Annotated in this window: 14 protein-coding genes; 5 read left to right on the top strand and 9 right to left on the bottom strand. The window is 70.6% G+C overall.

The features are described 5' to 3' along the window. Nucleotides 1–195: 195 nt before the first annotated feature. From WFI16_RS22015 to WFI16_RS22005, 3 genes are read right to left on the bottom strand one after another with little or no spacing between them, the layout of a single operon-like run. A complete protein-coding gene (locus WFI16_RS22015; protein ID WP_419899997.1) occupies nucleotides 196–1,242 on the bottom strand; it encodes an AEC family transporter in 1,047 nt (348 codons plus the stop codon). Next, on the bottom strand, nucleotides 1,236–2,174 hold the full coding sequence (locus WFI16_RS22010; RefSeq protein WP_419899996.1) for an NAD(P)-dependent oxidoreductase: 939 nt from the start codon (nucleotides 2,172–2,174) through the stop codon (nucleotides 1,236–1,238). Before WFI16_RS22010 ends, WFI16_RS22015 begins: the two co-directional genes overlap by 7 nt. Nucleotide 2,175: 1 nt before the next feature. Continuing rightward, nucleotides 2,176–3,270: a branched-chain amino acid aminotransferase gene (locus WFI16_RS22005; protein WP_419899995.1), complete on the bottom strand. Its 1,095-nt coding sequence runs from the start codon at nucleotides 3,268–3,270 to the stop codon at nucleotides 2,176–2,178. Between the two features lie 147 nt (nucleotides 3,271–3,417). On the opposite strand from WFI16_RS22005, the gene WFI16_RS22000 reads away from it, so the two are divergent. Further along, nucleotides 3,418–3,888, top strand: coding sequence for an Lrp/AsnC family transcriptional regulator (locus WFI16_RS22000; RefSeq protein WP_419899994.1), 471 nt, complete (start codon nucleotides 3,418–3,420; stop codon nucleotides 3,886–3,888). 13 nt (nucleotides 3,889–3,901) lie between these two features. On the opposite strand, the gene WFI16_RS21995 is transcribed toward WFI16_RS22000, so the two are convergent. Continuing rightward, on the bottom strand, nucleotides 3,902–4,339 hold the full coding sequence (locus WFI16_RS21995; RefSeq protein ID WP_419899993.1) for a MerR family transcriptional regulator: 438 nt from the start codon (nucleotides 4,337–4,339) through the stop codon (nucleotides 3,902–3,904). Between the two features lie 94 nt (nucleotides 4,340–4,433). Between WFI16_RS21995 and WFI16_RS21990 the strand changes: the two genes are divergently transcribed. From WFI16_RS21990 to WFI16_RS21975, 4 genes are read left to right on the top strand one after another with little or no spacing between them, the layout of a single operon-like run. Continuing rightward, nucleotides 4,434–6,662 carry a heavy metal translocating P-type ATPase gene (locus WFI16_RS21990; protein ID WP_419899992.1) on the top strand — a complete coding sequence of 743 codons (2,229 nt, stop codon included), beginning with the start codon at nucleotides 4,434–4,436 and terminating at the stop codon, nucleotides 6,660–6,662. After that, nucleotides 6,659–7,288 (top strand): SCO family protein, encoded by a 630-nt coding sequence (locus tag WFI16_RS21985; RefSeq protein ID WP_419899991.1) that lies wholly within the window; start codon nucleotides 6,659–6,661, stop codon nucleotides 7,286–7,288. The genes WFI16_RS21990 and WFI16_RS21985 overlap by 4 nt, the downstream gene beginning before the upstream one ends. Next, nucleotides 7,281–7,742, top strand: a complete 462-nt coding sequence (locus WFI16_RS21980) for a disulfide bond formation protein B (protein ID WP_419899990.1) — start codon at nucleotides 7,281–7,283, stop codon at nucleotides 7,740–7,742. The genes WFI16_RS21985 and WFI16_RS21980 overlap by 8 nt, the downstream gene beginning before the upstream one ends. Then, nucleotides 7,739–8,383, top strand: coding sequence for a DsbA family protein (locus WFI16_RS21975; RefSeq protein WP_419899989.1), 645 nt, complete (start codon nucleotides 7,739–7,741; stop codon nucleotides 8,381–8,383). The genes WFI16_RS21980 and WFI16_RS21975 overlap by 4 nt, the downstream gene beginning before the upstream one ends. Nucleotides 8,384–8,408: 25 nt before the next feature. On the opposite strand, the gene WFI16_RS21970 is transcribed toward WFI16_RS21975, so the two are convergent. The 5 genes from WFI16_RS21970 to WFI16_RS21950 all read right to left on the bottom strand — a co-directional run bounded on the left by WFI16_RS21970 (nucleotide 8,409) and on the right by WFI16_RS21950 (nucleotide 12,972). Further along, entirely contained in the window at nucleotides 8,409–9,314 is a 906-nt protein-coding gene (locus WFI16_RS21970; protein ID WP_007003887.1) for a cation diffusion facilitator family transporter, read from the bottom strand. Nucleotides 9,315–9,482: 168 nt separating this feature from the next. Then, nucleotides 9,483–10,715 (bottom strand): OprO/OprP family phosphate-selective porin, encoded by a 1,233-nt coding sequence (locus tag WFI16_RS21965; RefSeq protein ID WP_419899988.1) that lies wholly within the window; start codon nucleotides 10,713–10,715, stop codon nucleotides 9,483–9,485. A gap of 261 nt (nucleotides 10,716–10,976) precedes the next feature. After that, entirely contained in the window at nucleotides 10,977–11,321 is a 345-nt protein-coding gene (locus tag WFI16_RS21960) for a hypothetical protein (protein WP_419899987.1), read from the bottom strand. A gap of 140 nt (nucleotides 11,322–11,461) precedes the next feature. After that, a complete protein-coding gene (locus WFI16_RS21955) occupies nucleotides 11,462–12,109 on the bottom strand; it encodes a hypothetical protein (protein WP_419899986.1) in 648 nt (215 codons plus the stop codon). Nucleotides 12,110–12,339: 230 nt separating this feature from the next. Further along, on the bottom strand, nucleotides 12,340–12,972 hold the full coding sequence (locus tag WFI16_RS21950) for a hypothetical protein (protein ID WP_007003883.1): 633 nt from the start codon (nucleotides 12,970–12,972) through the stop codon (nucleotides 12,340–12,342). Nucleotides 12,973–12,983 lie beyond the last annotated feature (11 nt).

Here is a 12,983-nt window from a genome sequence, read left to right as displayed (position 1 = left end):
CGACAGCGCTCTGCTCATCACCACCGGCCTCCTCCCGGCCAACAGGGTGAATCAGATTTCCAGCCGCCCGGGAATCCCCGTCCGAGTCAAACAGGTCGGATCATGCTCTAGCTCCGGCTGTTCTTCGGCGTATAGGCTGGCAAAGCAGCGCTGGCTAATCCACTGCGACCGAAGTGGCCACGAAATGCTGGCATCTTAGGAGCGCCGCCATACTCTCAGTAGGCGACGTTGCGGCGCAGGTCGACATGGTGTGATCGACTCATTGCTCTGTACTGTCTCGACCCGCCATATAAGAGTTTTGCGCGCGACTATTAGTTGGGTGACTTCAATCACGCGGATCTTGAGCGCCTGGCCGAGAGCCTTGGCGGCATCAAAGGCCAGTTCGTGTTGTCCCGGAAGCGGCGTGGAAATCGGGATGGTGCGCGACGTTGTCACCAGGCCGATGCGGTATCCGTCGGCCGCCGTGAAAAACGCCCTGGCGGTGGGTACGGCGGCCATCAGCAGGAGGACGCCCATGGCCTGGGACGGCAGATCGCACAGCGCGATGGTGATCAGGCCGGAGACGATCGGCTGCCGGTGCCGTCGCGGCAGGGGCTGCGAAGAAAAGGCCGAGCGCCACCAGCGCGCACGGGCTTGCCGCCAGGCCAATCTATGTCGACGGCTGTCGCAACCGATGCAGACAGGGGGATCCCGAGCGCCGCCCCCCGGCGCCGAGGAGGGGCGCGGTGACCATGGGGTTCCGCAGCAGGGAGAAGCCGATCTTCCGCCGCAGAGCCGGGCGCAGACCCCGGGCTGCCGCGCCGCCTCCAGGAGGATGAGCGCCGCAGGGAAGATCAGGGTGTCCGTCAGCACCGCGGCGATCGACACCATCCCGAAGCTCTCCCGCCCGAAGACGGCCTCGGCGATCGGAAAGCCGACATAGCCGATATTCGCCGAGCTGGCGTTGAGCCCGTTCAGGGCTGCCTGGCCCAGCCCGTCGCCGCGTCGCCGGCGCCACAGCACGGTGCCGAACAGGATGGCCAGGCCGCCAAGGGAGAAGGCCGCGATGAAGCCGGGCTGCCACAGCACGGCCCAGTTCGCCCTGGCCATCGCCCCGAACAGGATCGCAGGCAGCCCGAGCCAGGCGACGAAGCGAATGAGCTCCTTGCTGGCCGCCTGCCCCAGCCAGCCGAGCCGCCCGGCCACATAGCCGACGGCGGTGACCAGGACGACGGGCAGGACCGCGGCCGAGGCTGTCAGCACCCGGCAGCCTCGCCGGCGCGGCACGGGCCAGCTGCGGTGCGCGCCTCGATTGCCTTCCGGACGGCCACCATGTCGAGCGCGCCATGCCCTTGCGCGACGGCTTCCGCGTAGAGCGCGCGCCCGCAATCCAGCAGCGGCGTCGCGATCCCGGCGGCCCGCGCCGCCGCCGTGATCATCCCCTGGCTGTTCAAGGCGTCGTTCATCACCGCCTGCGGGAAATAGTCGCCGGACACCAGCTTGGGCAGCTTCACCCGGGTGACGTCGCAGGCCATCGGCCCGGCATCGATCGTCGCCTGGAAGCTGGCCAGGTCCAGGCCATGCCGATCGGCAAAATGGACGGCCTCCGCCAGGCCCGCGAGCATCTGGTTGAGGTAGAGATTGACCGACAGCTTCATCAGCAGCGCCTGGCCGAGCCCGCCGCAGACGATCGTCTCGCGGCAGACGGGGCGCAGCAGCGGCCGCACGCGCTCGACCGCCGCCGGGTCGCCACCCAGCATGCCGACGAGCTGGCCCGCTTCGGCAGGCTTGCGCGAGCCGGAGACCGGCGCCTCGACATAGCAGCCGCCCGCCGCTTCGATCTCGGCGCCCAGGGCCCGGGAATAGTCCGGCGGATTGGAGCCCATGCAGATGACCGTGCGGCCCGCGACCATCGCGGCAAAGCCCGGTTGGCCGCGGCCGAGCACCGCGTCGGTCGCCGCCGCGTCGACCAGCATGACGATCACCGTCCGTGCCTGGGCGAAGACCTCGGCCGGGCTGGTCGCGACCCTGGCCCCCGCGGCGCGGAAAGGCCCATAGGCCGCTGCCGATCGGTTCCAGACCACCAGGGCGGTCCCGGCGGCCATCAGGTTCCGGGCCATGGGCTGGCCCATGATGCCCAGGCCGATGAAGCCGATCCGATCACGCCCTGGGTCGGCTGAGGTCGCGGCGCCCAAGTCAGAGGACACGGGACAGCCAGCCATGCGGGTCCGGCGCCGTGCCGCGCTGGATGCCTTCCAGCATGGCGCGCAGCCGCGTCGTGACCGGCCCTTCGCGCCCGCCGCCGATGGCGAGGTCGCGGCCGCGATGGCGCAGGTGGCCGACGGGCGCGACCACCGCCGCCGTCCCGCAGGCGAAGGCCTCGGCCAGCTGGCCGGACCGCGCATCGCCTTCCCATTCGTCGATGGAATACGGCGCTTCCTCGACCTTCAGCCCGGCACCGCGGGCCAGGGTCAGCAGGGAATCGCGCGTCACGCCTGGCAGGATGCTGCCGGACAGCGGCGGCGTCCACAGCCTGCCGTCGGCGAAGACGAAGAACAGGTTCATGCCGCCCAGCTCCTCGACCCAGCGGCGCTCGACGGCGTCGAGGAAGACGGGCTGGTCGCAGCCCTCGCGGCGGGCCTCGGCCACGGCGGGCAGGCTGGCGCCGTAGTTGCCGCCGCATTTGGCGAAGCCGGTGCCGCCGGGCCCGGCACGGTTGATGCTCTCCGAGACCCACAGGCGCAGGGGCGCGGCGCCGGGCCCGAAGAAATTGCCGACTGGCGACGCGATGACGCAGAACAGATAGTCCGAGGAGGCCTTCAACCCCAGCGTCGCCTCGGTGCCCATCAGGAAGGGCCGCAGGTAGAGCGCCGCGCCCGGCCCGGTCGGGATCCAGCAGCGGTCGGCCCGGACCAGGGCCTGCAGCGCCTCGATGAACAGCGGCTCCGGCACCGGCTGCATGGCCAGCCGCGCGGCCGAGCGCTGCAGCCGCCGGGCGTTCTCCTGCGGTCGGAACAGCGCCGCCCCGCCATCGGGCAGCGCGTAGGCCTCCATCCCCTCGTACACGACCTGAGCGTAGTGCAGCACGATGGCGGCCGGATGCAGGCCGAGCTCGGCGAAGGGCGCGATCTCGCCGCCGTGCCAGCCCCGGTCCGGCGTGTAGCGCAGCAGGGCCACGTGGTCGGTGAAGTGGCGGCCGAAGCCGGGATCGCCCAGGGCGGCCTGGCGAATGGCCTCTGGCTGACAGCCGGGATGCGGCGGCGTGGCGCAGACCGGGACGGACGCGTCCATAGGTTGCTCCTGATGCGGTGGGGCCTGGTTCTGGCGTCCCGCATGCTATGCTTCTGCTGGAGCAATTACCTTGCGAAGGTCCCCCAAAGATCGGGTATAGCTGGCATAGAAGTTCGGGAAATACTCAAATGCTGGCTGATCGTGCCAATGCCGCTGGATGACATCGACCGTCGCATCCTGACCGCCCTGCAGCGCGACGGACGCCTGACCAACGTGGAGCTCGCGGACGCGGTGGGGCTGTCGCCCTCCCCCTGCCTGCGTCGCGTCAGGCTGCTGGAGGAGGCGGGCGTCATCGAGCGCTATGTCGGGTTGCTGAACCCGCCCAAGGTGGGCCTGGGCTTCACGGTCTTCGCCAGGATCTGGCTGAAGGGGCAGGACGAGGAAACCGTCGGCCGTTTCACCGCCGCCATCCTCAAGCTGCCGCAGATGGTCGAATGCTACCTCATGGCGGGCGATTGCGACTTCCTGCTGAAGGTGGTGGCCCCGGACCTCGAAGGCTATCGGCGGTTCCAGATCGAGCATCTCGGGCGGATCGAGGCCGTCCAGAGCATCAAGTCCGACATCCCGATGCAGCGGATCAAGCAGACGACCGAGCTGCCGCTGCAGGAGACCTGCTGAGCGGCGCAGTGCGTCACTCCCTGCTGGCGATCGCCGGGCTCCGCTCCCGCGGTGCCAGCGCCTCGACGATCCGGCAGTCCGACACCGTGCCGCAGCCGCACTGGTCGATCAGCGATCCCAGCTCGCCCCGCAGCGCCTGCAGGTCGGCGATCTTGCGGTCGATCTCTGCCAGATGCTCGCGGGCGATGGCGTCTACGGCGCCGCAGGGCAGGTCCGGCTGCCCGGCCAGCCCCAGCAGCGCGCGCACCTGGTCGAGCGAGAAGCCCAGCTCCCGCGCCCGGCGGATGAAGCTCAGCCGGGCGAGATGCGGTGCGCCATAGCTGCGGTAGTTTCCGGTGCTGCGGGCGGGCGGCGGCAGCAGCCCGACCTTCTCGTACCAGCGGATGGTCTCGACCTTCGCCCCGGTGGCCCGTGCCAGGGCCCCGATCGCCATCGTGCTGTCCGTCGACATGGCATTGACCCTGTAGCGGCTACAGGGTGCATCTAGGGAGCCCGAAGGGCCCTCCGCAAGAGCGCGGCCGCCCGCGACACGAAAGGTCCGAGGCATGGTGCAGGCTGCGGCGGCGCTGGATCCGGCGGAGGTCAGCCTCCGCTACCACATCCAGGGGATGGATTGCCCCTCCTGCGCCAGCAAGGTGGAAACGGCGGTCGGCCGGCTGGAGGGCGCCGCCGCCATCCGGCTGAACTTCCAGACCGAGGTGCTGGCGCTGCGGCTGGACGAAAGCCGCACCCCGCGCGCCGAGGTCGAGGCGCGCATCCGCCAGCTCGGCTTCGGCGTCGCCGCGGTCGAGGGGCCGCGCATCCTGGCGACCCTGGCCGAGCCCGAGGCGGCGCCGCCGCCCTCGCTCTGGCGCAGCCTGCTGGCCGAGAAGAAGCTGAAGCTGGCGCTGCTGATCGGCGCGCTGCTCGGCGCCGGCGGCCTCGTCGCCGGGGCTTGGCCGCAGGCGGGCGCCTGGCCCTATCTGCCGCCCGCCCTGCTCGGCCTGTGGTTCTTCGGTCGCAAGGCGATCGCCGGCGCCCGCACCGGCTCGCCTTTCAGCATCGAGATGCTGATGTCGATCGCGACCGTCGGCGCCATCCTGATCGGCGCCACCTCGGAGGCGGCGACGGTGGTGCTGCTCTTCACCCTGGGCGAGGTGCTGGAGGGTGTCGCCGCCGGCCGCGCCCGGGCAGGGATCACCGCGCTGACCGCGCTCGTCCCGCGGACCGCGCTGCGCATCGAGGGCGGCGTCGCCCGCTCGGTGCCGGCGCTCAGCCTCGCGGTCGGCGACCTGGTGCTGGTCCGCCCGGGCGACCGCGTCTCGGCCGACGGCGCCATCGTCGAGGGCCGCTCGGAGATCGACGAAAGCCCGATCACCGGCGAGTCGATCCCCGTCGCCAAGGCCGAAGGCCAGCCGGTCTTCGCCGGCAGCATCAACGGCTCGGGCAGCCTGCAGATCCGCGTCAGCCATCCGGCGACCGACAACACCATCGCCCGCATCATCCGCCTGGTGGAGGAGGCGCAGGAGGCCAAGGCGCCGACCGCCCGCTTCATCGAGCGCTTCTCCGCCCTCTACACCCCGGCCGCGGTCGCCGCCGCCGCCCTGGTGGTCGTGGTGCCGCCGCTGTTCCTGGGCGGCGCCTGGGTCGACTGGATCTATCGCGGCCTGGCGCTGCTGCTGGTCGCCTGCCCCTGCGCCCTGGTGCTCTCGACCCCGGCGGCCATCGCCTCGGGCCTGGCGGCGGGCACCCGGCGCGGCCTGCTGGTCAAGGGCGGCGCCGCGCTGGAGGCGATCGGCCGCGTCCGCAGCATCGCCTTCGACAAGACCGGCACCCTGACCGAGGGGCGGCCGCAGGTGACCGACCTGCTGCCGCTGGCGGGCAACGAGCGCGCGCTGCTCGGGCTGGCCGCCGCGGTCGAGAACGGGTCGAGCCATCCCCTGGCCCAGGCCATCCTGCAGCGCGCCGAGGCGGAGAAGATCCCGCTGCGCCCGGCCCGCGACGGCCGCGCCATCCCCGGCCGCGCCGCCGAGGCGACGGTCACCGGCAAGCGCGTCTCGGTGGGCTCGCCCGGCTTCGCGGCGACGCTCGCGGCGCTGCCGCCGGAGGCCACCGCCCGCGCCGGCGCCTGGGAGGCCGAGGGCAAGACGGTGGTGGTGGTCACCAGCGGCGGCATCCATGCCGGGCTGATCGCGCTGCGCGACGAGCCGCGCGCCGATGCCGCGGCGGGTCTCGCCGCGCTGCGCCGGATGGGCGTGCAGCCGGTGATGCTGACCGGCGACAACCCGCGCACCGGCCAGGCGATCGGCGCCGCGCTCGGCCTCGAGGTGAAGGCCGGGCTGCTGCCGGAGGACAAGCTGCGCGAGATCGGCGCGCTGAAGGCCAAGGGCCCGGTCGCCATGGTCGGCGACGGCATCAACGACGCGCCGGCCCTGGCCGCCGCCTCGGTCGGCAACGCCATGGGCGGCGGCACCGACGTCGCGCTGGAGACCGCGGATGCCGCGTTGCTGAACGGCCGGATGCTCGACGTCGCGGCGCTGGTCGGGCTGTCGCGGGCGACGCTGGCCAATATCCACCAGAACGTCGCCCTGGCGCTCGGGCTGAAGGCGGTCTTCCTGGTGACCACCGTCGCCGGCGTCACCGGCCTCTGGCCCGCCGTGCTGGCCGATACCGGCGCGACCGTGCTGGTGACGCTGAACGCGCTGCGGCTGCTGCGCCACCGCGGCCTGCCGTCCACCCTGTCGCCCACCCTGGCGACCCCCCTGCCCTTCCCTGATCCGAGGAGCCCCGCATGAGCCGCAGAGCCGTCCTGATCACCCTGGCGGTCGGCATGCCGATCAGCGGCGGCCTCGGCTGGCTCGCCTCCGAATGGATGCTGCCGACGCCGCGACCGGCCCCTGGCAGCCGCGGCAGCGGGCTGGGCGCGCCGATGGGCAGCCCCTTCGCGCTGACCGAGCATACCGGGCGGCAGGTGACCGACGCGACCTATGCGGGCAAGGTCCGGCTGGTCTTCTTCGGCTTCACCCACTGCCCGGATATCTGCCCCACCGGCCTCGGCTACATGGCCGACGCCATGGACGGGCTGACGCCTGCCGAGGCCGCACGGGTGCAGCCGCTGTTCATCAGCGTCGATGCCGGGCGCGACACGCCGGAGCTGCTGGCGGGCTATGTCGCGGCCTTCCACCCGCGGCTGGTCGGGCTGAGCGGCACCGAGCCCGAGGTGGCGCAGGCGGCGCGCGCCTTCGGCACCCTCTACGCGAAGGTCCCGACCGGCGGCGATTCCTACGTGATGGACCATTCCGCCTCGATCTACCTGATCGGCGCCGATGGCCGGCTGCAGGGCTTCCTCGACACCCACGAGCCGCCGGCGACCGCCATCGGCAAGATCCGGCTCGCCCTGGCCAGCGCCCCCGATGCCTGACGCGACCCTGAACCCCGCGCCCGCGCCGGGCGAGCGGCGGCGCTGGACGGCGCTGTTCCTGGCCTGGCTGGTGGCGCTGGCCGCCAGCCTCGGCGCCCTGTTCATCGGCGAGGTCATGGGCCAGGCGCCCTGCAGCCTCTGCTGGTATCAGCGCATCTTCATGTTCCCGCTGGCGGTGCTGCTCGGCATCGCCTGCTATCGCGGCGACACCGGCATCGGCCGCTACGCCCTGCCGCTGGCCGCCATCGGCTGGCTGCTGGCGGTCTGGCACGCGCTGCTCTTCCACGGGCTGGTGGCCGAGGCCGTGCAGCCCTGCAGCGCCGCCGGTCCCGCCTGCGACGGCGCGGGCATGTTGCTGGCCGGGCTGGTGCCGCTGCCGCTGCTCTCGCTCGCCGCCTTCAGCCTGCTGCTGCTCCTGCTGAGCCTCGCCGCCCGGGGAGAGCGCCAGCCATGAACCGCCGCTTCCTCACCCTCGGCACCGGCGCCCTGGCGCTGGCAGGCTTCGGCGCCGGCGCGCTGCTCTGGCCGGGCACAGACCTGGCCGGGCCGGTGCCCGCGGGGCAGGACGACCGCTTCGTCCGGCCGCATTCGCCGGTGATCGGCAAGCGCGACGCCGCGGTCACCCTGGTCGAGTTCTTCGACCCCTCCTGCGAAGCCTGCCGCGCCTTCCACCCGCTGCTGAACCGCATGCTGGCGCAGCATGCCGGACACCTGCGGATGGTGCTGCGCTACGCGCCGTTCCACGAAGGCTCGGACGAGGCGGTGCGCATCCTCGAGGCGGCGCGGCTGCAGGACCGCTTCGAGCCGGTGCTGGACGCGCTTTTCGCCCGGCAGCCGGACTGGGCGATGCATGGCGCGCCGGATCTGGAGGCAGCTTGGCGCATCGCCGGCATCGCCGGTCTGGACCTGCCGCGGGCCCGGCGCGACGCCCGCCGCCCGGAGATCGGCCGGGTGCTGGCCATCGACGGCGAGGACCTGCAGGCGCTGCAGGTGCGCCAGACGCCGACTTTCTTCGTCAACGGCAAGCCGCTGCTCTCCTTCGGCCCACGCCAACTCTACGAGCTGATCCTGAGCGAGATCGAGGCGACCGGCTGACGGCGCCTCGATCGCGCTCCGGCGCTCAATGCCGGGCTGCTGCGATGCGGCCCGGCGGATCGACCTGCACGGTGACATGGTCGATGCCGTGCATGGCGTGCAGCCGCGCGGCCACCGCCGACGGCAGGGCCAGCGGATCGGCGCCCGGCGTCGGCGCGACATGCAGGGTCGCCACCACGCTGTGGTCGGACAGGGTCCAGGCATGGAAATGACCCGCCTCGGCGACGCCCGGGACGGACAGGACATCCTGCTCCACGGCAGCGCCATCCAGTCCGCGCGGCATCGCCTGCAGCAGCACCTGCAGGGACTCCGTGACCAGGCTCCAGGCCGCCCGCACGACCAGCGCCGCGACCAGCACGGAGAGGATCGGGTCCAGCACCGTCCAGCCGGTCAGCATGATGCCGACGGCCGCGGCGATGGCGCCGACCGAGCCCAGCAGGTCGCCCATCACATGCAGCAGCGCGCCGCGCAGATTGGCGTCGCCCTGGTCGCCGCCGCGCAACACCAGCGCGCCGATGATGTTCACGGCAAGACCGATGGCCGCGACGATCAGCATCGGCCCTGCCAGCACCTCGGTCGGCGCGCGGAAGCGGCCGATCGCCTCCCAGGTGATCCAGGCCACCAGCAGCAGCAAGGTGGCGCCATTGGCCAGCGCCGCCAGCACGCGGACGCGGTGGAAGCCGTAGCTGCGCGCTGCATCCGGCGCCCGCGCCGCGACGCGATAGGCGATCAGCGCCAGCAGCAGCGCCGCCGCGTCGGAAACCATGTGGCCGGAATCGGCGATCAGCGCGAGCGAGCCAGAGAACCAGCCGCCGATGGCCTGCACCACGGCGTAGCTCGCAGTGCCGATCAGGACGAAACGGACGCGCCGCTCGCTGCCTGCGGTGACGCGCGTGCCGTGGTCGTGGTCATGCCCTGCCTCAGCGCCCATGGTGGGCCGCCTTTACCGTCAGTCCTGGGCCGCGCCCGTCGATCCTGTCCATGTCGGGAACCTCGATGTCGTTTCGACGCAGGATATGCAACCTCTAGTGACTAGAGCTTCAAGCAGGATCGACAGGCCTCGGGCGCATGGCTCGGTCGAGCCATGCGCCGTTCACCCTCAGAGGCTGAAGACCACCGCGAAAGCCAGGCTCTGGAAGTCACGGTCGCGCCCGGGCAGGCCGAGGCTGCCATTCTGGTATTGCGTCGTCAGCTTCAGCTGCTGCGTCGGATACCAGTTCAGCGCGGCGGTCCAGATCGACTGACGGCCGCCACGGACAGGGCTGTCGCTGAGATCGACGGTGCTGTAGCCGGCGACGGCCTCCAACGCCCCCCAGTTCTGATTGAAGTCGATGTCGGCCGCACGCCCGCGCCGCCAGGTCGCATTGTTGTCGGCACGGCGGCGCGGCTCGCCCAGCAGGGGATAGGCGAGGTTGAGGTACCAGCCATCGAAGCTGCGGCTTGGACCACTGGGCGTGTCGATGCCGATGATCTGGTACTCGGCCGCGTAATGCATCTTGCCGACCATGCCGGACAGCTCGGGGCCATAGGCCCAGGAGGAATCGGCCGCCATGCTGCGGGTGTCGATGTAGCGGAAGCTGTTCAGCCGCAGCTCGGGATAGTCGCGGAAGCGCTGCGACGAACCGCTGTTCGAGCCGGGATCGGCCTGGAAGGCGCCGTTGAAGCCGAGCTGCACCTTGGTCTCGGCATCGAGCGCCAGCCAGGCGGCGCGGCCGACGACGCCGCGCTGGTCGTTGTCATAGGGGGTGGAGGCCACGCCCTGGGTCGCGAAGGCCGAACCGTAGAAGCGCTTGCCGAAGACCTCGCCGCCGGCGGCGAAGCGGGTATCGCCCGAGGCGACGCTGGTCGCCATGGCGGTGATGCTCGGCCGCTCGATCGTCAGCAGCTCGGAGGAGCTGCTGGCATAGGCCAGGGTATGCGGCAGGGTCCAGGCGCCGACCTGCAGGTTCACGCCGTTGATGCCCTTATAGGCGATCGAGGCCTCGAAGATGCGGCCGCCGCGCGGCGGCTCCTGCGGCGTGGAGGGGCCGAATTCCCAGGTGAAGTTATAGCTGAAGTCCTGAGCGGCGGTGCCGCGCAGGCCGAGGCGTCCGCGACGCATGTTGGCGCCGCTGGAGAAGCGGTCGCCGAGACCGTCCGGCTGGCCGAAATAGGAACCGGCATGCAGGTCGAGGCGGGCCACCGGCGTCATGGTGAAGTTGCCGTCCGCCAGGCGGAGCGTCGGACGGATGCCGGACCAGGAGAGGCCGTCTGCCGGGGGCGTGGATTGGGCATGGGCCTGGCTGCCGAGCGTCGCCGCCAGGGCGCCGACAGCAAGAGTGCGGAAGATCAAATCTCTGACTCCGATGGGGAACGGGCTCCCTCTACGAACCAAGGAAAATACCGACAACAATAAATCAGAAATTAATTCGTGAATTTTCGAATTTACCCTCAAATATTTCTAGATTGAATTCTTCCATTATTATTTTGAACCAATCCAGAAACATCTCGAGACAAATCAGGCCTGCGAACGGCCAGGATTGAACTTCTCTTCCTGCTGGCCGCGGGGTCGAGGACCTGGCCAAGCGGCGAGCGCGGCTGGACACCCCGAAGGTCACGGCGGCGCATGCCGGCCTTCGTGCCGGAGATGGCGGGACAGCGGGTGGCCATCATGGCTGATGCCGTCGGCGTCGCTGGCCGGCGCATTGTTGGTGAGCGCCAGGGTTTCCTCGAAGACCGGCAGATGCCGCCGGGTGGTCGCCATCCGCCGTGCGAAGGGACTGCCCATGGCAGACTGCGATTCACCCGCGCCGCCGGCGCCCATGGCGCCTCGCGTCACAGCCATCGGCGTGGCCAGAGGGTCGCCGACGGCGTTGTCGCTTTCATTGGCGAAGGTTGGGGTCGCGACGAGCGCGGCCATGACGGCGAGGGCCGTCAGGATTGTTCTGCCCAGGGACATGCCGTGAGCCTCCTTCGATCTGCTGCTGACCCCGTCCCGTTCCAGGAATGCGTACAGGGGTCCGAACGGGGCGCGCGACCCAAGCCGTCTCCGGCAAGGCGCGGAAGGGCCGGCACGATGGGATGCCGGCCCGCTTGAAATCAGGGCTGGCCGGGCAGCTCGAGCTCGGTGACGCGGTAGGGGCGCGCAAAAAGATTGGCGCCGGTGCGCGAGGTCATGTTGAAGGCCAGGACGACGCCGGTCTGCTGGTCGACGACATAGCGCATGTCGTAATTCGCCTGCGGGTCGATCTGGCTGCGCAGCACGCTGTCGACCACCCAGGTCGGGCGGTTCGCGCCGTTGAGGTCGAAACGCCCCTCCCCGCTGACACGGAAGCTTTCCTCGAAGGGGAAGAACTGCGGATGCGGCACCAGCGCGCTGACCAGGGAGTAGCTGACCTGGGTCGTCTTGCCGACCGCCATCGGGAAGAGGCCGGCGATCGCGGCGCGACGCTCGGCGTCGTTCACCGGATGGGTGCTGATCAGGCCGCCGACGAGACGTTGCGTGGAACCGTCGGGATTGCGCAGCAGGCAGGTCGCCGGATCGGCAGGATCGGCGCCGGCATAGCGGACGCGAAGGACGTCGTTGCGGACCGCCACGGTGCCGGCCGGCGGGCAGACCACGCCGGCGATCGGTGCCGTGCTGGTCGGCGCCTGCGCGCTGGGCCTCTGCGCGCCAGTGGTTTGCGCGCATCCCGCCAGAAGGCCGACCGCCCCCAGCACCAGAAGGATTGCACCTGTCTTCGCCATGATCCTGCTCCTAGGGCGTTGCTTGCCCCTGGTCTTAAGAGCGGCAGCGAAGAGAGAATAACAATTCAATATGAGACGCCGAATATCGTTGATGCGCCCCTGAATTACTTAGGAATACAGCGTTAACCTGGAAGAAATATAGCGACCTCGATTGTTGCTCCGGTTTACGTCCGGCAATGCTGCGAGGTTGCGGGCTGGCCCCTGACGATGGCCAGCCCGCCAGCTTCGCCTTATCGGCTGGCGACTTCCAACTGGGTCACGCGGAAGGGACGCGCGAAGAGGTTGCCGCCGGTCCGCGACGTCAGCGTGTAGGACAGGATGACGCCGGTTTCCTTGTCGATGTTGTAGATCATCGTGTAGTTGCCGGCCGGATCCATCTGGCTGCGCATTCCGCCCTCGACCACCCAGGCCGGCCGCGCCGCACCGTTCAGGTTGTAGGAGGTCTCACCGGCGACCCGGAAGGTCTCCTCGGTCGGGAAGAACTGCGGATGCGGCACCAGCGCGCTGACCAGCGAATAGCTGACCTTCGTCGACTTGCCGACCGCCAGCGGGAAGAGCCCGGCGATCGCCTCGCGACGCTGCGCGTCGTTGACGGGATGCGTGCTGATCAGCCCGCCCACCATGCGCTGCGGCGCGCCGCCCGGCGTGTTGACCAGGCAGGTGCCCGGGTCGGACGGGTCGGCACCGGCGTAGCGGACATGCGTGTTGTCGTCACGCACCGCGACAAGGCCAGCGGGCGGGCAGACCACGCCGCTGATCGAACGCGGCGCCGCCTGCGCCGTGTCGACGCCCCGGCTGGCGCCGCAGCCGGACAGGATCGTCGCTGCGCCCAGCAGCAGAAAAAGTGCTCCAGCCTTCGCCATAACATTGCTCC

Source organism: Roseomonas sp. USHLN139, assembly GCF_037145735.1.
Classification (GTDB): Bacteria; Pseudomonadota; Alphaproteobacteria; order Acetobacterales; family Acetobacteraceae; genus Pseudoroseomonas.
Note: the sequence above shows the minus strand (reverse complement) of the source record. Positions and strands in the feature narration are given on the sequence as shown.

Excerpts from the sequence above, each read along its gene's own strand:
- WFI16_RS21955 (WP_419899986.1), bottom strand. The coding sequence starts at position 12,109 with ATGGCGAAGACAGGTGCAATCCTTCTGGTGCTGGGGGCGGTCGGCCTT.
- WFI16_RS22000 (WP_419899994.1), top strand. The coding sequence starts at position 3,418 with ATGCCGCTGGATGACATCGACCGTCGCATCCTGACCGCCCTGCAGCGC.
- WFI16_RS21950 (WP_007003883.1), bottom strand. The coding sequence starts at position 12,972 with ATGGCGAAGGCTGGAGCACTTTTTCTGCTGCTGGGCGCAGCGACGATC.
- WFI16_RS21995 (WP_419899993.1), bottom strand. The coding sequence starts at position 4,339 with ATGTCGACGGACAGCACGATGGCGATCGGGGCCCTGGCACGGGCCACC.
- WFI16_RS21970 (WP_007003887.1), bottom strand. The coding sequence starts at position 9,314 with ATGGGCGCTGAGGCAGGGCATGACCACGACCACGGCACGCGCGTCACC.
- WFI16_RS21975 (WP_419899989.1), top strand. The coding sequence starts at position 7,739 with ATGAACCGCCGCTTCCTCACCCTCGGCACCGGCGCCCTGGCGCTGGCA.
- WFI16_RS21980 (WP_419899990.1), top strand. The coding sequence starts at position 7,281 with ATGCCTGACGCGACCCTGAACCCCGCGCCCGCGCCGGGCGAGCGGCGG.
- WFI16_RS21990 (WP_419899992.1), top strand. The coding sequence starts at position 4,434 with ATGGTGCAGGCTGCGGCGGCGCTGGATCCGGCGGAGGTCAGCCTCCGC.
- WFI16_RS21985 (WP_419899991.1), top strand. The coding sequence starts at position 6,659 with ATGAGCCGCAGAGCCGTCCTGATCACCCTGGCGGTCGGCATGCCGATC.
- WFI16_RS22005 (WP_419899995.1), bottom strand. The coding sequence starts at position 3,270 with ATGGACGCGTCCGTCCCGGTCTGCGCCACGCCGCCGCATCCCGGCTGT.
- WFI16_RS21960 (WP_419899987.1), bottom strand. The coding sequence starts at position 11,321 with ATGTCCCTGGGCAGAACAATCCTGACGGCCCTCGCCGTCATGGCCGCG.